Genomic DNA, 22709 nt, shown 5'->3' on the forward strand with positions numbered 1-22709 from the left:
GAGGGGGATTTGGTGAGGTTATTAGGGTTAATGCTGGGGTGGGTGCTTTGGGGGTAACTTTGGTGGTGTGCGGGGTTAAAGTCAAAATCAAAATCAAAGGCTCTAAAGTCAAAGTCAACTGCAGTTTCACCACCCCTGCGGGGCGGCGACCTACTTTCTTGTCTCGCCAAGAAAGTAGGCAAAGAAGGCGACCCGGATGCGGCGAAACACTCCTCGTCGTCGGACCAAAAGAGCGGCCGGAGGCCAAACTCGCATCGCCTTAAGGCGATACTCAAACATGGCCTCCTCTTCTCCGCTCTTTTGGTCCGACGACGAGGCGCCGCATACGGGGAGTCATATCGCCACGGCTCGCTTCGCATCGCCATGGGTGTGGCCCGCTTCGCGTGCGGGCCACACGGCTACGCCGAATCGTTGACGGGCGGCCGCGTTCTGCGGGCGAAGACGAAGGTGTGTAATTCGGGGGGAGTCGGGGCAGGGGCAGCAGGTCAACACATGACTGCAGGGTCCGGACCTGCACAATCCAGAATCAGGAAATACAGCGCCGGTTTCGTAGGCCCCCAGGGGCCACCTGTCACGCGATGCGAAGCGAGCCGTGTTGGTGTTAGATGCCGTATGGGGCGCCTCGTGGCCAGTTCAAAAGAGCGGAGAAGAGGGGGCCATGTTTGAGTATCGCCTTAAGGCGATGCGAGTTTGGCCCCCGGCCGCTCTTTTGAGCTGGCCACGAGGGGGTTTTGAGCCCCATCCGGCGCGCCTTCTTTGCCTACTTTCTTGGCAAGACAAGAAAGTAGGTCGCCTCCCCGAAGGGGAGGTGAAACTGCAGTTGACTTTGAAGTTAAGCCGTTAAGCCGTTGATTTTGATTTTGATCTCCCAAATCCAAAACCCAAAACCTACGCCCGCCTGAAAAACGCACTAACCACCAGGCCAGTAGCCGGCGGCGGCCGATTAGCCAGCATCAGCCTCCCGCCATTCCTCTGCAGGATCCGGTTGACGATCGACATCCCCAACCCGGCCCCCTTGGCCTCGCTGCGAGCGCCGTCCAGCCGGTAGAACGGCCTGGTCAGCAACGGCAATTGCGCATCCGGCACCCCACTGCCATGGTCGGCCACCGTCAACACGGCTTCCTTGTCCTCGATCCGCGTGCTGATCTCGACCACGGCCATGCCGTTGTCTTCGTCCTTGGCATAGCGCCGCGCGTTTTCGACCAGGTTGTCCAGGATGCGCTGTACTTCCATGCGATTGGCCACGGCCATGACCGGCTCGCTGGCGCGTACGTGCACGCGCACGTCGTCGTGCGCGCCGTAGACGCTGACCGCGTCCTGTACCAGGGCCGAGAGATCGACTGGCTCGACGGTTTCCAGCGCCGGCCGCGCGTAGTTGAGGAACTGCCCGATGATGGCGTCCATCTGTTCGATGTCGGCGATCATCGCTTCGCGGGTGGTGTTATCCACGGGCGACATTTCGGTTTCCAGGCGCAGCCGGGTGAGCGGCGTGCGCAAGTCGTGCGAAATGCCGGCGAGCATCACCACGCGGTCGTCATCGAGCTGGCGCAGGTCGCGCACCATCTGGTTGAAGCTGTGATTGGCCTGCGATACTTCGCTGGCGCCATGCTCGGGCAGGGTGGGCGGGTCGCCGCCGCCGCCGATCGCGCGCGCGGCGTTGGCCAGGCGCTTGAGCGGGTGATTGACCAGCGACGTGATGAAGGCCGCCCCGATGATCGATAGCAGCAGCGCGGCGATACTCCACCAGAGCCACTGGATGCCCGAGACGCGCTCGAAGCGCTCCGGGCTGATGGCGACCCAGTAGTCGTCGCCCTCGATCTCGAAACTGACCCACACGCCGGGAATGTCGTTCACGGTGGTGGCGATCACGGTGTCCTCGCCCAGGCGGCTGCGGATCTCCTGCTGAACCAGGGAATTCAGGAAGGGATTGGCCGTGGGCAAGGTGAAATCGTCGTCTTTCTCGCGCGGGTAGACCTTGATGCCTTCGTTCTGCACCAGGTCGAGCAGCAGGAAGCGCCGCCGCGCGGGATCGGAATAAAGCAGGGCTGCGCGCGTGAGCTTGACCACGCTGACCACCTGCATGGCGACCTGCTGGGCGCGCGGCGCGCGTTCGAAGAGCCGATAGCTCTGGAACCAGACTCCCAGCGAGATCGCCAGCAAGAGGGCGATCAGAATGAAGGTTCGCCAGAACAGCGAACCGAACACACGCGTAGCCGTGCGGCTGATGACAGTCGCCACGATGTGCGGCGCCTTACTTCACGCCATCGGGGATGAAGACGTAGCCGAGGCCCCAGACCGTCTGGATGAAGCGCGGGTTGCCCGGGTCGGGCTCGATCAGCTTGCGCAGGCGCGAGATCTGCACGTCGAGGCTGCGGTCGAATACTTCGTATTCGCGGCCGCGCGCCATTTCCATCAGCTTCTCGCGCGACAGCGGCTGGCGCGGGTGGCGGGCGAAGACCTTGAGCACCGAGAATTCCCCGGTGGTCAGGGTGATTTCTTCGTCGTTCTTGGTCAGGGTGCGCGTGGCGAGATTGAGCACGAAATCGCCAAAAGCAAAGGTTTCCGGCGTTTCGGAAGGCGCGCCGGGGACTTCGGCGGGGCCCTTGCGGCGCAGCACGGCGTGGATACGGGCGATCAGCTCGCGCGGGTTGAAGGGCTTGGGCAGGTAGTCGTCGGCACCCATCTCGAGGCCGACGATGCGATCGACATCCTCACCCTTGGCGGTGAGCATGATGATGGGCGTCTGGTCGTTGGCGCCGCGTAGCCGGCGGCAGATCGACAGGCCGTCCTCGCCCGGCATCATCAGGTCGAGTACTAGCAGGTCGAAACGCTCGCGCAACCAGAGCTTGTTCATCGCGGTGGCGTTTTCCGCCACCAGTACCGTGAAGCCCTGTTCGCCAAGGTAACGGCGCAGCAGGTCGCGCAGACGGGGGTCGTCGTCTACGACGAGAATCTTGTGGCTGGTGTTTTCCATGGCGGTATCTTAGCGACAATCGCTTTCGGTCAAAATGGCTTAACAAAAGGTTACATACTTTACCCCGTGGTATGGCGGCGCGCATCCACCCTGCGTTTACACTGCCGCATACCGTTTCCGGAGCCGCTCCCACGGGGCTTTTCGTGGGTTTCCGCCGTGATGTTTCACTGCCATGACGTGGCCAGGCGGGGCTACCGGACTTCCGGCTTCCGGGGGCCTGACAGCCACCGCACCCGAAGCCAAAACCGCCATTATCAATGAAAGTCACCTGCAAGCGCGCCGGGATCACTCTTTATCGCGTCGGCGCGGCTGTTGCACTGCTGCTGGCCGCCAGCGCCGGATACCCCCAATCGCCTGGCATGGCGCAGTTGCTGTCCGGCGCCGGCAAGGCGAATTCCCGGGAGGGCGGGGGCCGCAACGAGCGCGAGCGCCATGGCCAGGACGAGGCGCGGGCACGCGGCAAGTACCGCGGCGAGCGTGAAGTGACCGAGCGCCTTCCCCGTGGCTCCGCGCACGACAGGCTGTCGCCCGACGAGCGGCGCAAGCTGCGCCAGAACCTCTACGAACTCGGGCGGGAAATGTACCAGGGCGGTTGAGGCCGCATACGTGGAGCAGCTTGCCACGGTACGCGGCGCGCGGGGTATCGGCGTCCGTCCTACTTCCGGCTACCGGACTTTTCCCGCGGGATATCGCATCGTGGTATCCCTTCAGGGCAGTCCGGCGTGCGGCACCTCGACTTCGGTGGTCAGGATATGGCCCAGCCGCGAGGCCCGGCGTTCCGCCTCGTCGAAGCTGGGGGCCGCCGCCAGGAACAGCGTAGTGCCGCGCGGTCCTCCCAGCGCCGCTGCATAGATGCCCGTTCCGCAGGCAATTTCCTCGTCGATCCGGCCGCCCGGCATCACGCGCAATACGCGGTTGCCGATGGCGTCGGCAACCCAGAGCGCGCCTTCGGCATCCTGCGCGCAGCCATCCGGCGCGACCCTGGCGTTGCCCATGATCTGGGCCAGATCCGTGCCGGCGGGCTGGCTGCCGAACAGCGCCCAGTCGCGCCTTGGGCCGAGGGAGCCGTCCTCGGACAGGTCGAAGGCCGAAATGCGGTTGCCAAGCGTCTCTCCCACCACCAGGGTCTTGCCGTCAGGCGTGATGGCCGAGCCGTTGGGGAAGAACAGGCCCTCGGCCACCACCGTGACCGACCCATCCGGATCCACCCGCGCCAGGCTGGCGGTCTGCATCGGTGCGCCGGCCATCAGGTCGAAGCCGAAATTGCCGACATAGGCGCGTCCCTGCCGGTCGACCACCATGTCGTTGCCATGGCCCGTGGCCACGGCGGACAGGTCGGCATGCACTGCGAGGCTGCCGTCGGTTTCGCGCCGCAGCAGCTTGCGGTCGCGCATCGAGACGACCAGCAGGCGCCCGTCGGGCAACCAGCCAAGGCCGGAGGGTTGCTGCGGCACCTCGGCAATCGGCTCGACGGCGCCGTCCAGGCTCACCGCCAGCACCCGATGGGTGTAGAAATCCGACAGCCAGAGCCGCCCCTCGTGCCAGCGCAGTCCTTCCAGGAAGGTGTGGCCGCTGGTCAGAACCGACAGTTTGCGTTGCGCCATGCGTGGTCTCCGTCGCGATCTTTCGATCTTGTGGTTGGATGTGCCTACATCCAATACGATTTGTGGCGGGACCGCAAGCGTGCCGTGCCGCCGGCCTTAGCCGCGCGGCTGGAAATGCCGCAGGAAATCGACGAAGACCTCGGCCGCCAGCTGGGCGTCGCCGGCGGTGATGGTCTCGAGCGGATTGTGGCTGATGCCGCCGTTGCCGCAGCGCACAAACAGCATGGCCACATCGGTGATGCGGTGCATCATCATGGCGTCGTGGCCGGCGCCCGAGGGCAGTTCGAAGGCCTGCAGGCCGCGCTTTCTCAGCACCGCGCCGAACTGGTCCATCAGCCAGCGTGCGCACGGCGCATTGTTGACCGGCGTGACGCGCTCTATGCCGGCCGTGAGGCCGCGGCGCGCGGCAATGTCCTGGATGCCGGCCAGGATATCGGCGATGGCAGCCTCGCGAATGCCATCCTCGCCGGCGCGGATATCCATGGAGAACACGCATTCGGCGGGAATCACGTTGCTGGAACCGTTCGGTACCTGCAACTGGCCCACGGTGCCGACCAGCGTGGGCGCTTCGGCGCAGCGCCGCTCCACCAGCAGCACCATCTCGGCGGCGGCCGCGGCGGCGTCCTTGCGCATCGTCATGGGCGTGGTGCCGGCGTGGCTCGCCAGCCCCTGCACGCGCACCTGGAAGCGGCTGCTGCCGGCGATCTGCGTCACCACGCCGAGCGGCAGGCCGTGGTGCAGCAGAACCGGTCCCTGTTCGATATGGACCTCGACGAAGCCATGCAGGGTGGCGGGGTCCACCGCCGCGGCCCGCAGCGCGTCGATGCTGCCCGCGCCCGGCAGGCCGGAGCCGGCCAGTGCTGCGCGCATGGTCACGCCGTCGGTATCGGCGCGCTCCAGCAGGGCAGGGTCGAAACGGCCCGCCAGCACGCTGCTGGCGAGGAAGCTGGTCTTGAAGCGCAGGCCCTCCTCTTCGGCAAAGGCCACCACATCGAAGTGGTAAGGCAGGCGGATGCCGGCCGCGTTGAGCGCGCCGGCCACGGCGACCGGCAGCAGGATGCCGAGCCGGCCATCGTAGCGGCCGCCGTTGCGCACCGTGTCGAAGTGCGAGCCGGTCATCAGCACGCGCGCGGCCTCGCCCACGGCCGGATCGGCGGCATAGCGGCCGATCACGTTGCCGATCGCATCGATGCGGACCTGCATGCCCGCCGCCGCCATCCATTCGGCCAACTGGGCCTGCGCGGCGCGATGAGCCGGGGTCAGGTAGGCGCAGGTCAGGCCGCCCTCCATATCCGAGAAGCGGGCCAGCGCGGCCGCCTGGTCGAGAATGGCCTGGCCAAGCGGGAGGGAGGGGAGAGATGAGGTCATGGCAGGAAGGCGGGGCGGGAAACGATGAGGGCAGGGGGGGCGCCCGGGCAGGGCGAGGGCGCCGCGGATTCGCGTCAGCAGGCTCAGCGGTTGCGCATCCAGGTCTTCCAGGCGATCCATAGCTTGCGCATCGGCGTCAGCGAGATACGCTGGTTCAGCACCTGGAAATCGCTGGCTTCGAGTTCGTCCAGCAGCGTCTGGTAGATCGCACCCATGACCAGCCCGGCCCGCTGGGCGCGGCGGTCGGCGGCGGGCAGCAGCGCCAGCGCCTCGCGGTACAGCGTGCGGGACTGTTCGGCCTGATGCCGCATCAATGCCACGAAACGGTCCGAATGCGTGCCCTGGTTGATCTCCGAGACCGGCACCTGGAAGCGCTGCAGCGTATTGACCGGCAGGTAGATCCGGCCGCGCCGCGCATCCTCGCCCACATCGCGCAGGATGTTGACCATCTGCAGCGACAGGCCCAGCTTTTCGGCGAATTCCAGCGTATCAGGATGTTGATGGCCGAAGATACGGGCGCTCATGGTGCCAACCACGCCCGCCACGCAATGGCAGTAACGCCTGAGCGCGATGTCATCGAGGTAGCGCGACTGGGTCAGGTCCATCTCCATGCCTTCCAGCACTTCGCCGAACATCGGCTGGGTCAGGCCATACGCCTGCACGTGCGGCTGGAGGGCCTTGGTGACAGGGTGGGTCGGCGCGCCCTTGAACATCTGTCCAAGCTCGTTGCGCCACCAGGCGAGCTGCTGGTGGGCGACGCTGTCGTCCTGGGTGTCGTCGACGATATCGTCGACCTCCCGGCACCAGGCGTAGAGGGCGGTAATGGCCTGGCGCCGGTCCGGCGGCAGGAACAGGAAGCTGTAATAGAAGCTGGAGCCGCTCTGCGCGGCTTTCTCTTGGCAGTACTGATCGGGCGTCACGCCGTTCTCGGGTGGGTGAAATGGGGGGCTTTACGACGCGCCGGATTGTAGCATTGCGCTTGCGCGGCCTTGCAGCATGCTCCGTGCGGATCATCGGCTACAGGCCGGGCGGGACGCACTGCAAAAACACAGGTGCGTAACGAAGCCGATCCGTGTACATGCACTGCGGCCTTTTGCCTCAGCCAGCGTGGCGCCCGCCCGCGCCTTGGCGTGGATCCATTTTCCTCGCGCCCTCGAGTCGCGTTTTTTCAAACGTATGGCCGCCAGCGTCGTTTGACGCCTTTGGGTACACCCCGTAATATTGCTGACCGGTGAGTTATTAATTGACCAGCCATTAATTGACCCGCCGCTTCGCGTAGTACCCGCCGTTCCACCGATTTCACGCTTAACTCATGCCAGTGCCTTGTCCCAGGCCAGAAGTTGCGGCCGTCGATGTGCCTTTTTGTGCTCTTTCTGGTGTTGGCGGGGCTGCCGCGGCAACGTCAGGCGGCGGTGGCCCCCGCGTGCGGCGCTTTCGCGCCCTGTTTGCGTTGCCGGTGCTTGCCGGCCTGCTGGTGGTGCTTGGCGGCTGCAACCGGCAGCCGGAACGCGCGCCGGAAGTCCGCCCCGTACGCCTGATGCAGTTGCAGCCCGGCGCCGGCAAGACGGATTTCGAGTTCTCCGGCGACGTGCGGCCGCGGATCGAGTCGCGGCTGGGTTTCCGGGTCGGCGGCAAGATTGCCGCGCGCCTGGTCGACGTGGGCGCCACCGTCCGCAAGGGCCAGCCGCTGGCGCGCCTGGACCCGACCGACCTGGGCCTGGCGGAAGCGGGCTCGCGCGCCCAGTATGACGCGGCCAAGACCGACCGCGACCTGGCCGAGGCCGATCTCAAGCGTTACAACGAACTGTTCGCCAAGAAATTCATCAGCGCCGCCGAGCAACAGCGCCGCCAGGCTACCTATGATTCGGCGGTCTCCCGCCTGCGCCAGGCCGAGGCAGCGCTGCGCAACCAGGCCAACCAGACCACCTATGGCGTCCTGACTGCCGATGCCGACGGCGTGGTGACCCTGATCGATGCCGAGGTTGGCCAGGTGGTGACGGCTGGCCAGTCGGTGGTGCGGGTGGCGCAGACCGCCGAGAAGGAAGTGGCCGTCGGGCTGCCGGAGGACCAGGTCGAGCGCCTGCGCGGCATTGCCGACGTGACGGTGCGGACCTGGGCCGAGCCCGGCCGCCCGCTGCCGGGCCATGTGCGCGAAATCTCCCCCATGGCCGACCCGGTGACGCGGACCTATGCCGCCCGCATCAGCGTCCCCAACCCGCCGGCCGATTTCAAGTTCGGCATGACCGCGGTGGTGACCTTCACCCGCACGGGCGACAACGCCGCGCTGCGGGTGCCGCTGTCCGCGCTGCTGCAGCAACAGGGCGGCAACCAGGTCTGGGTGTACAACGCCGCGGCGGGCACGGTGAATCCGGTCCCGGTGACGCTGGGTGACCTCCAGGGCAACGAGATCGAGGTCAAGCAGGGCCTGTCGCCCGGCCAGACCATCGTCACCGCGGGCGTGCACCTGCTCAAGCCGGGCCAGAAGGTGAGGCCGCTGCAGGCCGTGGCGAGCGCGCCGGCCGCGCGCAACTGAGGCGCGCGGCATGGATCATTCCCGCTTCAACCTTTCCCGCTGGGCCCTCGAGCACCAGCCGCTGACCCGTTACCTGCTGGTGGTGCTGCTGCTGGGCGGGCTCATTGCCTTCTTCCAGCTCGGCCAGGACGAGGACCCGCCCTTTACCTTCCGCGTGATGGTGGTGCAGGCGTTCTGGCCCGGCGCCACCGCCGAGCAGATCGCGGTGCAGGTCACCGACAAGATCGAGCGCCAGATGCAGGAAGTGCCCTACGCCGACAAGATCCGCAGCTTCTCCAAGCCGGGCGAGACCACGGTGATCTTCCAGCTCAAGGACACCTCGCCGGCCAAGGATACCGCCCAGATCTGGTACACCGTGCGCAAGAAGGTCGGCGACATCGCGCAGACCCTGCCGCCGGGTGTGCGCGGGCCTTACTTCAACGACGAGTTCGGCGACGTGTACGGCTCCATCTACGCGCTCTCCGCCGACGGCTTCAACTACAAGGAACTGCGCGAATACGCCGACCTGGTGCGCCAGCAACTGCTGCGCGTGCCGTCGGTGGCGAAGGTGTCGCTGATCGGGCTGCAGGACGAGAAGGTCTATATCGAATTCAACCAGGCCCGCTTCGCCCAGCTCGGGCTCGACATCAATGCGATCGCCGACCAGATCTCGCAGCAGAACAGCATGAACGCCAGCGGCGTGCTGGTGACGCCCGGCGACAACCTGCAGGTGCGCCTGTCGGGCCAGTTCGCCAAGGTGGAAGACCTTGAAAACCTGGTGCTGCGCGGCCCCAACGGCATCGCCAACATCCGCCTGGGCGATATCGCCCATGTCTATCGCGGCTACGTCGATCCGCCCGCGAGCAAGATGCGCTTCCAGGGCAAGGAGGTGATCGGCCTCGGCATCTCGATGGAGAAGGGCGGCGATATCATCGCGCTGGGCAAGAACCTGCGCGGCGCGACGGATGGCCTGCGCGGGCAGTTGCCGGTCGGCATCGAGCTGGACCAGGTGCAGAACCAGCCCGAGGCGGTCGAGCGGTCGGTGGGCGAGTTCGTGCAGGTGCTGATCGAGGCGGTGGTGATCGTGCTGGGCGTGAGCTTTGTCTCGCTCGGCCTGCATACCAGGCCGCTGCGGCTGGACGTGCGCCCGGGGCTGGTGGTCGCGCTGACCATTCCGCTGGTGCTGGCCGTCACCTTCCTGTTCATGAACATGTTTGGCATCGGCCTGCACAAGATCTCGCTGGGGGCGCTCATCGTGGCGCTCGGGCTGCTGGTCGACGACGCCATCATCGCGGTGGAGATGATGGTGCGCAAGCTGGAGGAGGGCTTCTCCAAGATGGAGGCGGCGACCTTCGCCTATACCTCCACCGCCATGCCCATGCTCACCGGCACGCTGATCACGGCCGCGGGTTTCCTGCCGGTGGGGCTGGCGCGCTCCACCGTGGGCGAATACACCTTCGCCATCTTCGCGGTGACCGCCATGGCGCTGGTGCTGTCGTGGCTGGCCGCGGTCTACTTCACGCCCTACCTGGGCTACCTGCTGCTCAAGGCCCGGCCGGCCGGCGGGGGCGAGCAGCACGAAGTGTTCGACACGCCGTTCTACAACCGCTTCCGGCGGCTGGTGAACTGGTGCGTGACCTGGCGCAAGACGGTGATCGTCATCACCCTGGTGGCCTTTGGTCTTGGTCTCTATGCCTTCAAGTTCGTCGAGAAGCAGTTCTTCCCGGATTCGAGCCGGCCGGAGCTGATGGTGGAGCTCTGGCTGCCCGAAGGCAGCAGCTTCGCCCAGACCGAGAGAGAGGCAAAACGCTTCGAGGCCGCGTTGCGGGGCGACAGCGAGATTGCCAGCCTGACGACCTTCGTCGGCAGCGGCGCGCCGCGCTTTTACCTGCCGCTTGACCAGATCTTCCCGCAAACCAATGTGGCGCAGGTGATCGTGATGCCCACCGACGTGGCGCTGCGCGATCGCGTACGGGCGCGCGTGACCAGCCTGCTGGCGAGCGACTTCCCGCAGCTGCGCGGACGCGTCAAGCTGTTGCCGAACGGCCCGCCGGTGCCGTACCCTGTGCAGTTCCGCGTGATCGGGCCGGATGCCGCCGGCGTGCGCAAGCTGGCCGACGAGGTCAAGGCGGTGATGAGCGCCAACCCCAACACGGTGGGCGTCAACGATAACTGGAACGAGAGCGTCAAGGTGCTGCGCCTGGATATCGACCAGGACAAGGCGCGCGCGCTGGGGGTCAGCACCACCGCCATCGCGCGCGTGACCCAGACTGTGCTGACGGGCGTGGCGGTGGGGCAATACCGCGACGGCGACAAGCTGATCGAGATCCTGATGCGGGCCCCGCGCAACGAGCGCGACGCGATGTCGGACCTGCAGAACATGCTGGTGCCCACCACCAGCGGCCGCGTGGTGCCGCTGACCCAGGTGGCGCGCATCGCCTTCCGTTCGGAGCCGGGCGTGATCTGGCGGGAGAACCGCGATTTCGGCGTGACGGTGCAGTCCGACGTGGTGGACGGCATCCAGGGGCCCACCGTGACGGCGCAGATCAATCCCAAGCTGGACAAGCTGCGCGCGCAGCTGCCGGCCGGCTACCGTATTGCGGTGGCGGGCGCGGAAGAAGAGAGCGGCAAGGCCGGCGCCTCGATCGCCGCGCAGTTGCCGCTGTGCATCTTCATCATCTTCACGCTGCTGATGCTGCAGTTGCACAGCTTCTCGCGCTCGCTGATGGTGTTCCTGACCGGGCCGCTGGGGCTGATCGGCGCGGCGGCCACGCTGCTGCTGCTGAGCGCGCCGATGGGATTCGTGGCGCAGCTCGGCATCACCGCGCTGCTGGGCATGATCATCCGCAACTCGGTGATCCTGGTCGACCAGATCGAGCAGGATGTGCGCGCCGGCGAGGCGGTCTGGGACGCCATCGTGGAATCGGCGGTGCGCCGCTGCCGCCCGATCATCCTGACCGCGGCGGCGGCCGTGCTGGCCATGATCCCGCTGTCGCGCTCGGCCTTCTGGGGGCCCATGGCGGTCGCCATCATGGGCGGGCTGGTCATTGCTACGGCATTGACCCTGCTGTTCCTGCCGGCGCTGTACGCGGCGTGGTTCCGGGTCAAGGCACCGGCGCCGGGGCCAGCTTTGCCGGCGCGCTGAGCGCGCGCCGGACCGTGCCCGGCCGGGTCAGGCCGCCGGGCGCGTTTGCCGGGTGTTACATCGCCTCGAAGACCACATCCTGCGCGCCCTCCCACAGCACCTTGGTGCCCAGCGCGCGAAGATTCTCCTTGCCTTCCACGATGGTCAGGAAGTGGTTGCCGGCCAGCTGGCCCATCTTGCTGGCGAAGCAGCAGCTGCCGTAGGCCAGGATGATCTCGGTCTCGCTGTAGCCGCCCGGGTAGAACAGGATGTCGCCCACGGAGGGGTGGCTGGTGTGGTTCTCGAAATCCACCCCCAGCTTGAATTCGCCCAGCGGGATCCAGCAGCCTTCGCCGCTCCAGCGGACGTGGATCAGCTTTTGCCGGTAGGGCAGCAGCTTGCTGAAGGCCGCTACGGTCCGCGGGGCATCGGGATGGGTTGCGGCGACGAACTGGTAGCCGCCGGCGGTGATACGGATACGGGCCATTCAGGCTCTCCTTGGGTGATCGGGGTTGGGGGTTCGGCTGCTTCAGCTTAGCGCCGCCACCAGCGTTTCTGCAAATGCAATCAGGCTGCGGTCGCTGCCGGCGGGGCCCATCAGCGAGATGCCAAGGGGTGCGCCGGCGCGGCCGGACAGCGGCAGGCTCAGCTGCGGGAAGCCCGACAGCGGCGCCAGGCAGAGGGTTTGCGCCGACAGGTTGCGATAGGTTTCGAGTTCGTCGCCGGCGGCGTCCGACAGTGGCGCGATGTCGGGCATGGCCGGCAGGATCAACACGCCGTCATTGCCGAGCAGCGCCGCCAGGTGGGCGGTGAAGGCGCGGCGGATCGCGCTGGAGGCATCGAACTGCGCGGCCGTGACGCGCTTGGAGAAGGCGAAGCGCGCGGCCACGTCCGGGCCGAGCTGCAGGCCGTACTGCTCGATCATGGCGCCATCCGTCTGCCACGCTTCCCAGCCTTGCACGTAGCGGAAAGCCCACCAGATGGCTTCCAGCGGGCGATCCGCCACCGTGACCGGCGCGGCCTTGCCGACGGCCGCCTCGACCCTGGCCACCACCGGCAGCAGCGCGTCCAGCGCGGCCGGCGTGGGCATGCGGAACAGGTCTTCGGCAAGCAGCAGGCGCGGGCTGGGCGGGAGGGGGTTGGCATCGTCGCCAAGCAGCACGTCGGCCACGCGGGCAAAGGTGCCGATATCCCGCGCGAAGAAGCCGCAGGTATCGAAGCTGCCGCACAGCGCCAGGCATTGCGCCAGCGAGACGCGGCCGTGGCTGGGGCGGATGCCGAACAGGCCGCAATGGCTGGCCGGCGCGCGCACCGACCCGCCGGTGTCGGTGCCGAGCGCGAAATCGCAGAGCCCGCTGGACACGGCGGAGGCCGATCCGGAGGACGAACCGCCGGTGATGCGTCCCGGGGCGGCGCCGTTCACCGGCGCGCCGTAGTGGGCGTTCTTGCCGTTCATCGAGAACGCCAGCTCATCGGTATGCGTCTTGCCGACGAAGGCGGCGCCGGCGTCGAGCAGGCGCTGCACGGCGGGCGCGGTGGCGGTCTTGACGCCTGACATCGCCAGTACGTGGGGGTTGCCCCCGCCGGTCGGGTAGCCGGCCACGTCGAACAGGTCCTTGGCGGCGAAGGTGAGGCCGGCGAGCGGTCCGGCCGGGGCGTTGGCGACAGGCGCTGCCGGGTAGGGCAGGAAGGCGTGGGAGGGATGGGCGGCGAGGTTCATGGGTGCGGTAACGGTCGGGGAAGCAATCAGTAAAGGCGAGATCGGCGCGGCATGCACGGATGGCACGCAATGCGTGCCATCCGTCATTGGCATCGACGCCGGACGGTCAGGCCACGGCCTTGGCCGCGGCAACCGTTTCGTCGGCCAGCACGCAGCTCACGCGATGCCCGCCGCCGAGCGCAATGGCCTGCGGCACCGCTTCCAGGCATTGCGCGCGCGCATGCGGGCAGCGCGGCGCGAAGCTGCAGCCGGGCGGCAGGGCCGACAGGTCCGGCGGCGAGCCGGCGATGGTCGCGAGCCGTTGCCCGCGGTCCATGCCGTGCTGGCGGCTCCGCAGCAGGGCGACGGTGTACGGGTGGCGCGCTTCGCGCAGGATGGTGCGGATCGGGCCTTCCTCGACGATGCGTCCGCCATACATCACGGCCACGCGGTCGGCGATCTCCACCGCCGCGCCGATATCGTGGGTGACGAACACGATCGACAGGCCCAGCTCGCGCTGCAGTTCGCGCAACAGGATCAGCACCTGGATCTGCACGGTGGCGTCGAGCGCGGTGGTGGGCTCGTCGGCCAGCAGCACCTTGGGCGTGGCCGACAAGGCCAGCGCGATCATGGCGCGCTGGCGCATGCCGCCGGACATCTCGTGCGGATAGGCCGCCAGGCGCCGCTCCGGGCTGGGAATGCGCACGGCTTCCAGCGCGCGCAGCGCCCGCTGGCGCGCCTCGGCGGCGGACACCCTGGCATGGGTGCGAATGCACTCGATGATCTGCTGGCCGACCGTGTAGACCGGGTCCAGCGCCAGCAGGGGCTCCTGGAACACCATCGCCACCTTGCCGCCGCGCAGGCGGGCCAGCCCGCGGGCGTCCAGGGCAGCGACGTCGGCGCCGTCGATGCGGATCTTGCCTTCCATGCGGGTGCTACGCGGCGGATGCAGGCGCATCAGCGCGCGCAGCGTCACGCTCTTGCCCGAGCCGGATTCGCCGATCAGGGCGAGCGCCTCGCCGGGCGCCACGTCCAGCGATACGCCGTTGACGGCGCGGATGGTCTTGCCACCGCCGGAGAAGGTCACGCGCAGATCGCGTACCGACACCATGGGGCCGGTGGCTTGCGGTGCCGTACTGTGGTTGGGTGCTGTCACGATGTGGCCCTCAGAGCGTTGCAACGAGCGGAGCGGCGGCGGCCGGGGCCGGCATCTGCCGGCTGTGGCCGCCAGCCGCGTTGGCCATCAGGCAGGCCACCGGGTGCCCGGCCAGCGCGTCGGATAGTTGCGGCGCACGGTGCGAGCACACAGCCTCGGCCATGGCGCAGCGCGGGTGGAAGCTGCAGCCCGATGGCGGGTCGATCGGGTTGGGCGGGTCTCCCGCGAGCGGCGCGACCAGGGTGCGGTGGTCCGGGTCCATCGCCGGCATCGAGGCCAGCAGCGCGCGCGTATAGGGATGCGAGGGACGCTCGTAGAGCGTCCCGGTATCGCCCACCTCGACCACCTTGCCCAGGTACATCACCATCACGCGGTCGCACAGGTAGCGGATCACGTTCAGGTCGTGGCTGATGAATACATAGGTGAGATCGAACTCGGCCTTGAGCTCGAGCAGCAGGTTCAGCACCTGTGCCTCCACCGATTTGTCGAGCGCGGAGACGGCTTCGTCGAGGATCACCAGGCGCGGGCGCAGCACCAGCGCCCGCGCGATATTGACGCGCTGGCGCTGGCCGCCGGAGAGTTCGTGCGGATAGCGTCCCGCGAAGCGCACCGGCTCCAGGCCCACGCGGTCCAGCAAGGTGCGCGCCCGCGCGGTGGCTTCGGTGGCGCCGATGCCGTGCACGCGTGCGGTGAAGGCGATGGATTCTTCGATGGTCAGCCGCGGGTTGAGCGAGGCGTAGCTGTCCTGGAACACCATCTGTACCTGGCTGCGATAGCGCTTCATGGGCAACTGTGCCGAGCCGACGCCAAGCGCATCGAAGATCAGCTCGCCGCTGTTCTGCCCGATCAGCTGCATCAGCAGCCGCGCGGTGGTGGACTTGCCGCAGCCGGATTCGCCGACCACGCCCAGCGTCTCGCCCTTCCTGACTTCGAAGCTGACGCCGTCGACGGCGCGCACCTCGCCGCCGCGCTGCCAGGGCAGCCTGGACTTGAGTGGAAAGTGCTTGATCAGGTCGCGCGCGATCACCAGCGGCTGGGCCGGGCCGCCGACGTCGGTATTGAGCAAGGTATCTGTCATGGCATCAGTCCTTGATTTCCATCGCCGAGCGGATTCCGTCGGCGAGCAGGTTGAAGGAGATCGAGGTCAGGAAGATCATCGCGCCCGGCAGGGCAGCCACCCACGGCTGCGTGTAGATGGCTGTGCGCAGCGTGTTGAGCATCAGGCCCCATTCGGGCTCGGGCGGTTTCACGCCGAGGCCGAGGAAGGACAGGCCGGAGGCCAGGATCATGGAGACCGAGATCAGGCTGGTGGCATAGACAAAGATCGGGCCCAGCACATTGTTGAGCACATGGGCGCGCACGATGGTCAGCGGCGATGCGCCCGAGGCGCGTGCCGCATCGACGAACTCGCGGTTGCGCACCTGGGTGGTCACGCTCTCCGCCACGCGCACGATCTGCGGCACGAACACAATGGTGAGCGACAGCAGCGCATTGCCCACGCCGGCGCCCAGGGTGCCCGACAGCGCGATGGCCAGCAGTACGGAAGGGAAGGCGTAGAGGATGTCGACCAGCCGCATGATCACGGTATTGGTCCAGCCGCCGGCGTAGCCCGCCACGATGCCCAGCGCGCTGCCGACCACGAAGGCGATCAGCACCGGCGTGATGCCCATGAACAGCGACAGGCGGGCGCCCAGCATCAGGCGGGACAGCATGTCGCGCCCGAGCTCGTCGGTGCCCAGCAGGTACTGCCCGGTGCCGATCGGCCGGAGCCGCTGCAGGATCGAAGCGGCGTACGGATCGGCGGGCATCAGCGCCGGCGCGAACAGCGCCATCAGCACCAGGGCCAGCAGGATCAGCGCGGCCAGCATGGCCAGCCTGTTGCGCAGCAGGCGCCGGCCCACCGTTGCCCAGTAGCCGGGCGAGCGCTGCACGACGGGCGCAACGGCGGGCTTTTTCAAAGTCATTTCCATGGGGGCTCCCGGCTTGCCTTGGTTACGTCAGTACGTGGGTTACGTCAGTTGCGCTGGATGCGCGGGTCGAACAGGGTCTGCAGCGCGTCGACCAGCAGGTTCAGCAGCACGAAGAACACGGCCAGCACGAGGATGGTCCCCTGCAGCAGCGGAAAATCGCGCTGGAAGATCGCCGAGTTGAGCAGGAAGCCGGTGCCGGGCCAGGAGAACACGGTCTCGATCAGGATCGAGCCGCCCAGCAGGTAGCCGAGTTGCAGGCCCATCACCGACAGCGCGGTGGGCGCGACGTTCTTCAGCACATGGCGGAACACCGCCAGCTCCGACAAGCCGCGCGCCTTCAGGCCGACGATGAATTCGTTGGCGAGGATCTCGGCCACCAGCGCGCGGATGGTGCGCGCCACGATCCCCATCGGGATCACCGACATCGTCACCGCCGGCAGCACCATGTACTGGACATGCTCCCAGTCCCACCGCCAGTCGCCGGAGCCGCCCGGGCCCGCGCCGGTGGCGGGCAGCCAGCCGAGGAAGACCGAGAACACGATGACCAGCACCATGCCCAGCCAGTAGTGCGGCATGCTCACGCCGAACACGGACAGGAAGGACGCGGTGCGGTCGGCGGCGGAATCGCGGAAGTAGCCGGCCACGAAGCCGAACAGGCAGCCCAAGGTGAAGCCGATCAACGTGGCCACCGCGGCCAGCCGGACCGAGTTGATCACCGCCGTCATCACCTCGCTCATGACCGGGCGGTTGGTGGCGATGGAGGTGCCCAGGTCGCCGTGCAGCGCGCGGGCGAGCCAGTGGACGAATTGCTCGAGGAAGGGCTTGTCGAAACCGTACAGCGCGGTGAGCTGGCGGCGCAGGTCTTCGGAGGCGTCGGGAGGCAGCACCGATACCAGCGGATCGCCGGGGGCGATATGGACCAGCGAGAAGCACAGCAGGGCGACCCCGAGCAGGATGGGAATCGCATAGACGATGCGGCGAAGCAGGTAGAGCATGATGGTGGCCGGGAAGGAAAGCGCGGGCGCCCTCCGTGGTTTGCGGGGTGCCTGGCCGGTGGGTGCCGGCCGGGCATGCTCTTGGTTGCGCTGCGCATGGCCGGCCCGGGACCGGCCATGCGCGTCGGCTGCTGTTTGCCAGCGGCTTCCCGCTCAGTCCATCGACATGATGGCCAGGTCGATGAACCAGCTCTGTGGCTGCACCACGCCCTTGACCTTCTTCGAGATCGCGCGCGGGCCGACGTCATGCGCGATCAGCACGAAGGGCGCTTCCTCGACGATGCGGGCATGCAGCCTGGCCAGCGCCGCGTCGCGCGGCTTCTCCTCGAATGAGGTGCGCGCGGTCTCGATCAGCTTGTCGAATTCCGGATTGCCGAAGTAGCCCCAGTTGTTCGACACCGGCGGCTGCGTCTTGGTGCTGACGAAGCGGACCATGGCAAAGAACGGGTCCATCGCCGCGAAGCTCACATTGATGGCGTTGGCGCCGTGCGCGCTCGGATCCTTGGCGCCGAGGCGCCAGTTGGTGAAGAGCGTGTTCCACTCGACCACATCGAAGTCGACGTCGATAAAGCACGCCTTCAGGTTCTGCTGCACGTATTCGTTCATCGGCAGCGGCTGCATCTGGCCCGAGCCCGAAGCCGAGACCTGCACCTTGACCTTGAGCGGCCTGGCGGCGGAGTAGCCGGCTTCCTGCATCAGCTTGCGCGCGGCGTTGGCGTCGTACTTGATGTCGAACCTGGGATTGCCCCACCACGGGTTGCCCGGCTCGACGACGCCCTTGGCCTCGGCCATATAGCCGCCCAGCAGGGTTTTCAGGCCGGCGCGGTTGACGCAAAGGTTGGCGGCCTGGCGCACGCGCTTGTCGAGCCAGGGCGAACCGGGCGCGAAGGACAGCTGCCATGGCCACATATGCGGCTGCGCATTGGCATAGACCTCGAAACCGCGGCTCTTGATCTGCGCCACCGCATCCGGCGCCGGGGCCTCGATCCAGTCGACCTGGCCCGACAGCAGCGCGGCGGTGCGCGCATTCGCCTCGGGCATCGGCTGCATCACCACCTTGTCGATCTTCGGCACGCGCCTGGCATCCCAATACTGCGCGTTCTTTACCATCTCCAGGCGTTCGCGCGGCACGAAGCGGCTCATCTTGAAGGGGCCGGTGCCGGACGCGTCGGCGGCAAAGGCCACCCATGCCTGCTTGGCGCGCTCGGCCGGATCGGTCACCGAGGCCGGTACCGCGGCCAGCTTCTTGTCCCACTGCGCGGGCGAAGCCATGAAGAGGTTGGTCAGGTTATAGGGCAGGAAGGAATCGGGCTCCGACGTGACCAGTTCCACCGTCAGGTCGTCGATCTTCCTGGCCGAGCGCAGCGTGGGCATGCGCGAGGCGGTCACGCCAACCTGGCTGGGGTCGAACTGCCGGGCGGTCTTGTCGAGCACCTTGCCCACGTTCCACACCACGGCGTCGGCGTTGAAGGGCGAGCCATCGTGGAACTTCACGCCGGGACGCAGCTTGAAGATCCATCTGGTCTTGTCCTTGGCGTCGACCTTCCACTCCGTGGCCAGGTCCGCGATCAGCAGGCTGGGGCCGTTGGCCTTGGAAAGATCCCACTGGGTCAGCCCGTCGTACATCGGAATGCCGGTGAAACGGTTGCCTTCGAAGCCTTGGTCGGGCTGGCCCAGCGTGCGCGGGATGTCGGCCGCGGTCATGCCGATGCGCAGCACTTTCTCGGCCATTGCCGTACCCGGCAGGGCCAGCATCGAGGCGGAGGCGATGGCAACGGCGGCAGCGACGGACTTCAGGCCGGGTTTGAGGCTGGATTTCAGGTTGCTTACGGCGTAGGAAGAAAAGACGGTCACGGGCAAAGCTCCTGGGTGGGGGAGGGGAGACGCATACGGTCAAGCAATTCACATGCCAGTTGCGGTGGGCTGCTTTCGAACGCGGTCCCCGGTACAGTCCGCATGTATGGAACATGGGCCGGGCCATTTCGCATCGCTGATGGCCTGCTTTTTGCTGGGGTTGAGATTCTTTCCTGCCTGTCTTCCCAACCAACCGGCCTCCCGACATGGACCAGCAACATCTTCCCCGCATCAACGCAGCACGCCTTTGGCAATCGCTGATGGACCTGGCGCAGATCGGCGCCACGCCCAAGGGCGGCGTGTGCCGCATCGCCCTGACCGAGCTGGATCGCCAGGGCCGCGACCTGGTGGTCGGCTGGTGCCGCGAGGCCGGGCTCGACGTGCGTACCGACGAGGTGGGCAACGTGTTCGCGCGGCGCGCGGGCAGCGATCCCGATGCGGCCGCCGTGGCAACCGGCAGCCATATCGACACCCAGCCCTCGGGCGGCAAGTTCGATGGCAATTTCGGCGTGCTGGCGGGCCTGGAGGTGATGCGCACGCTCAACGATCTCGGCATCGTCACCCGTGCACCGCTGGAGCTGGCGTTCTGGACCAACGAGGAAGGCACCCGCTTTACGCCGGTGATGATGGGCTCGGGCGCCTTTGCGGGCGTGTTCGGGGCGGCGTTCATCCGGGCCCAGCGCGACCTGGACGGCATCAGCGTGGGCGAGGCGCTGGAGCGGATCGGCTATCGGGGCGAGCAAGCTGTCGGCGAAGTGCCGGGCGGCATGTTCGCCGCCTATTTCGAGGCGCATATCGAGCAGGGGCCGGTGCTGGAATCCGCCGGACTGCCGATCGGCGTGGTCTCCGGCGCGCTCGGCCAGCAATGGTATGACGTGACCGTGACCGGCATGGACGCCCATGCCGGCCCCACGCCGCTGGCGCTGCGCCACGACGCCATGCTGGCGGCGGCGCGCATGATCGACGAAGTCAATCGCATCGCCGTTGCCGAGGCGCCGCACGGGCGCGGCACGGTAGGCTACGTGCAGGTCGCGCCGAACTCACGCAACGTGATTCCGGGGCGGGTGGATTTCTCGGTGGACTTCCGTAATCTGTCGCAAGCGGGGCTGGACCGCATGGATGCAGCCATGCGCGCGGCGTTCGCGCAGATTGCCGGGCGCGGCGCGGTGGCCGTGGAGATCCGCCAGGTGGTGAAGTTCGAGCCCTGCGTGTTCGCGCCGGCCTGCGTGGACAGCGTACGGCGCGCCGCGGCCGCGCTGGGCCTGCCGCATATGGATGTGGTCAGCGGCGCAGGGCACGATGCCGTCTACGTGGCGCAGCGCACGCCCACCGGCATGATCTTCGTGCCGTGCAAGGACGGCATCAGCCACAACGAGCTGGAAGACGCGCTGCCCGAGCATATCGAAGCCGGCGCCAACGTGCTGCTGCAAGCGATGCTCGAGCACGCGCGCTGAGGCGCGTCGCCCGCGCCCCGCTGCGCGGCATGCTCAGTGGGCGATCGAACGCGAGATCGCCCACGCGCATTCGATCACCATCGGCGCCAGCTTCTTCTGCGCCTCGGCCATGCTCCAGCGGCTGGCCGGCGGCGACACGTGCACCGCGCCCACCGCCTGCCCCTGGCTGTTGACGATGGCAGCGCCCAGGCCCATATCGCCCAGGAACAGCTCCTCGTTGTTGCAGGCGTAGCCCACCCTGCGGCAAGCCACCACCGTCTCGAAGATCGCCGCCACGTCGGTCAGCGTGGCCGGTGTGCGCGCCACCCTTGCGGAGTCTTCCAGCATGGTCCTCACCTGTTCGTCGGGCAGGGTGCTGAGATACGCGCGGCCGCTGCTGGTGCAGTACATGGGAATGCGCATGCCGACGGGGGTGAGCACCGGGATGTATTTCGACGTCATCAACTGCGCCACGTAGACCATCTCCAGCCCTACCGGCTCGGTCAGGTTGGCGGTTTCGCCGCTGGCGTTCGCAAGCTGCGACAGGTATGGGCTGGCGGCCTGGATCAGCGCGTCGGCGCAGAGGTAGTTGTAGCCGATCTCCATCACTTTCGGCGTCAGCCGGAAGCGCCGGGTCTGCGGGTGCTTGCCGATGTAGCCCAGCGTCTCCAGCGTATGCACGGTGCGTTGCGCCGAGCTCTTGCTCATGCCGGTCAGCCCGGCCAGTTCGGGTAGCGTGAGGGTGCGATGTACCGCGCTGAAGGCGCGCAGCACTTCCAGCCCTTTCTCGAGCGACTGGTTGAACAACGGATCGGGACGGGTGGCTTGTTCGCCGCTTGTACCCGCTTTCGAGGCGCTTGCGCCGCTGTCTTTCTGTTTCGTTTCCCTGGTCATCTTCACGTTCCGAGGCGTTCGTATTCCGGTAGCCGGCACCATCGCTGGGATGGCCCGCACCACGATGAATGCATACTGCACCAATATACGACTATATCGATTATCGATACTTATTCGTCAGGACAATGATATTGAGGGCGATGTTCCTTGGGAACAAAAATCGTCAATTGGTCGCCCGCATCCCCACCTCCATCTCGAGGCTGCCCTCCGCAGATCGTTTCCTGACAAGGCTTGCGGGCTGATTCCCCCAATCGGCAGGGAGCGGGGATGCAACGCGCACGTGGCTCGCGGGCGACGGCATTCGCGCCAGTTTCGGTGTTTACCCCGATGTTTGATGTGTTGACGCTCTGTGAAATATCAGACTAGTATCACAGCAACTTCAATGTCATGGGAATGCATCATGTCGAACCCGATCCGGCTGGTCGGCAGCGCCGAAGACACGGCTGCCCCCGCGCCGCGCGCGGCCTCCGGGGCCGCGCTGCGCGAGCAGGCCTATGCCGAGATCAAGCGGCGCATCATTTCCTGCGAATTCCGTCCCGGCGAGCCGCTCAACGAAGCCCAGGTCTCCGCCTTGCTGGGCATCGGCCGCACGCCCGTCCATCAGGCGCTGCATCGCCTGGAAGTGGAGGGGCTGGTGTCGATCATGCCGCGCAAGGGCGTGCTGGTGACGCCGCTGTCGCTCAACGAAGTGCTTGACATGATCGAGGTGCGCGCCACCAACGAAATGCTGTGCGCCACGCTGGCCGCCGAGCGTGCCCATGAGAGCGATCTCAAGGCCATGCGCGAGATCGTCGACCGCTCGCCTGAGCTGATCGCGCGGCGCGATATCGCTGGCCTGGCCGCGCTCGACCTCAAATTCCATACCGCCATGTCGGCCGCCTCGCGCAATCGCGTGCTGGCCGACCTGCTGCGCAGCCTGCATGAGAAGCAGGCGCGCTTCTGGTTCCTCTCGCTGTCCGACCCCCAGCACCTGGAGAACGTCTACCAGGAGCACCTGGCGATCATCGACGCGCTGGCACGGCGCGACATCCCGGCGGTGCGCGAGGCCATCCGCGAACACATCGACGAATTCCGGAAGAACATCATCCGGACCATCTAAGCGCCATTTTCAAGCAATTTCCCCGCA

The 22709-nt window shown here is 67.0% G+C and carries 18 protein-coding genes; 5 read left to right on the forward strand and 13 right to left on the reverse strand.

Translation table 11 applies throughout. The annotated features are described in order from the left end of the window. Nucleotides 1–888 precede the first annotated feature (888 nt). Nucleotides 889–2238: an ATP-binding protein gene (locus tag AC3FOF_RS08905; RefSeq protein WP_035812878.1), complete on the reverse strand. Its 1350-nt coding sequence runs from the start codon at nucleotides 2236–2238 to the stop codon at nucleotides 889–891. A 13-nt stretch (nucleotides 2239–2251) separates the two neighbouring features. Continuing rightward, complete coding sequence (gene ompR, locus AC3FOF_RS08910) at nucleotides 2252–2974, reverse strand: osmolarity response regulator transcription factor OmpR (protein ID WP_006576352.1); 723 nt, start codon at nucleotides 2972–2974, stop codon at nucleotides 2252–2254. A gap of 257 nt (nucleotides 2975–3231) precedes the next feature. On the opposite strand from ompR, the gene AC3FOF_RS08915 reads away from it, so the two are divergent. Then, complete coding sequence (locus AC3FOF_RS08915) at nucleotides 3232–3570, forward strand: hypothetical protein (protein WP_017227787.1); 339 nt, start codon at nucleotides 3232–3234, stop codon at nucleotides 3568–3570. Nucleotides 3571–3681: 111 nt separating this feature from the next. Here the strand turns inward: AC3FOF_RS08915 and AC3FOF_RS08920 are convergent, their stop codons facing one another. The 3 genes from AC3FOF_RS08920 to hpnD form a co-directional block, all read right to left on the reverse strand. After that, on the reverse strand, nucleotides 3682–4578 hold the full coding sequence (locus AC3FOF_RS08920; RefSeq protein WP_488726364.1) for an SMP-30/gluconolactonase/LRE family protein: 897 nt from the start codon (nucleotides 4576–4578) through the stop codon (nucleotides 3682–3684). 96 nt (nucleotides 4579–4674) lie between these two features. Then, the gene (locus AC3FOF_RS08925) at nucleotides 4675–5946 is read right to left on the reverse strand and encodes a Zn-dependent hydrolase (protein ID WP_488726365.1); all 1272 of its coding nucleotides are present in this window, start codon (nucleotides 5944–5946) and stop codon (nucleotides 4675–4677) included. 83 nt (nucleotides 5947–6029) lie between these two features. Further along, a complete protein-coding gene (gene hpnD, locus AC3FOF_RS08930; RefSeq protein WP_017225849.1) occupies nucleotides 6030–6866 on the reverse strand; it encodes a presqualene diphosphate synthase HpnD in 837 nt (278 codons plus the stop codon). 392 nt (nucleotides 6867–7258) lie between these two features. Here hpnD and AC3FOF_RS08935 point away from each other — a divergent pair, with 392 nt between their 5' ends. Together AC3FOF_RS08935 and AC3FOF_RS08940 are read left to right on the forward strand one after the other, a co-directional pair. Continuing rightward, nucleotides 7259–8479 carry an efflux RND transporter periplasmic adaptor subunit gene (locus AC3FOF_RS08935; protein WP_488726366.1) on the forward strand — a complete coding sequence of 407 codons (1221 nt, stop codon included), beginning with the start codon at nucleotides 7259–7261 and terminating at the stop codon, nucleotides 8477–8479. A 10-nt stretch (nucleotides 8480–8489) separates the two neighbouring features. Further along, entirely contained in the window at nucleotides 8490–11603 is a 3114-nt protein-coding gene (locus tag AC3FOF_RS08940; RefSeq protein ID WP_017225847.1) for an efflux RND transporter permease subunit, read from the forward strand. Between the two features lie 55 nt (nucleotides 11604–11658). Here the strand turns inward: AC3FOF_RS08940 and AC3FOF_RS08945 are convergent, their stop codons facing one another. The 7 genes from AC3FOF_RS08945 to AC3FOF_RS08975 form a co-directional block, all read right to left on the reverse strand. Then, a complete protein-coding gene (locus tag AC3FOF_RS08945; RefSeq protein ID WP_488726367.1) occupies nucleotides 11659–12069 on the reverse strand; it encodes a DUF3830 family protein in 411 nt (136 codons plus the stop codon). A 42-nt stretch (nucleotides 12070–12111) separates the two neighbouring features. Next, on the reverse strand, nucleotides 12112–13302 hold the full coding sequence (locus tag AC3FOF_RS08950) for an amidase (protein WP_488726368.1): 1191 nt from the start codon (nucleotides 13300–13302) through the stop codon (nucleotides 12112–12114). 106 nt (nucleotides 13303–13408) lie between these two features. Beyond that, complete coding sequence (locus AC3FOF_RS08955; protein ID WP_488726472.1) at nucleotides 13409–14392, reverse strand: ABC transporter ATP-binding protein; 984 nt, start codon at nucleotides 14390–14392, stop codon at nucleotides 13409–13411. A 55-nt stretch (nucleotides 14393–14447) separates the two neighbouring features. Beyond that, nucleotides 14448–15515 carry an ABC transporter ATP-binding protein gene (locus AC3FOF_RS08960; protein ID WP_276264807.1) on the reverse strand — a complete coding sequence of 356 codons (1068 nt, stop codon included), beginning with the start codon at nucleotides 15513–15515 and terminating at the stop codon, nucleotides 14448–14450. 4 nt (nucleotides 15516–15519) lie between these two features. Continuing rightward, nucleotides 15520–16407 carry an ABC transporter permease gene (locus AC3FOF_RS08965; RefSeq protein ID WP_488726369.1) on the reverse strand — a complete coding sequence of 296 codons (888 nt, stop codon included), beginning with the start codon at nucleotides 16405–16407 and terminating at the stop codon, nucleotides 15520–15522. A gap of 44 nt (nucleotides 16408–16451) precedes the next feature. After that, nucleotides 16452–17402, reverse strand: coding sequence for an ABC transporter permease (locus tag AC3FOF_RS08970; RefSeq protein WP_488726370.1), 951 nt, complete (start codon nucleotides 17400–17402; stop codon nucleotides 16452–16454). Nucleotides 17403–17555: 153 nt separating this feature from the next. Further along, nucleotides 17556–19157 (reverse strand): ABC transporter substrate-binding protein, encoded by a 1602-nt coding sequence (locus AC3FOF_RS08975; protein ID WP_488726473.1) that lies wholly within the window; start codon nucleotides 19155–19157, stop codon nucleotides 17556–17558. 305 nt (nucleotides 19158–19462) lie between these two features. Between AC3FOF_RS08975 and AC3FOF_RS08980 the strand changes: the two genes are divergently transcribed. Next, complete coding sequence (locus AC3FOF_RS08980; RefSeq protein ID WP_488726371.1) at nucleotides 19463–20710, forward strand: Zn-dependent hydrolase; 1248 nt, start codon at nucleotides 19463–19465, stop codon at nucleotides 20708–20710. Between the two features lie 33 nt (nucleotides 20711–20743). Here AC3FOF_RS08980 and AC3FOF_RS08985 read toward each other — a convergent pair whose 3' ends face one another. Further along, on the reverse strand, nucleotides 20744–21583 hold the full coding sequence (locus AC3FOF_RS08985; RefSeq protein WP_488726372.1) for an IclR family transcriptional regulator: 840 nt from the start codon (nucleotides 21581–21583) through the stop codon (nucleotides 20744–20746). Between the two features lie 400 nt (nucleotides 21584–21983). On the opposite strand from AC3FOF_RS08985, the gene AC3FOF_RS08990 reads away from it, so the two are divergent. Continuing rightward, nucleotides 21984–22682 carry a GntR family transcriptional regulator gene (locus AC3FOF_RS08990; protein WP_488726373.1) on the forward strand — a complete coding sequence of 233 codons (699 nt, stop codon included), beginning with the start codon at nucleotides 21984–21986 and terminating at the stop codon, nucleotides 22680–22682. The last annotated feature ends 27 nt before the right edge of the window (nucleotides 22683–22709 follow it).

Source organism: Cupriavidus sp. 96C5-1 (genome assembly GCF_057798855.1).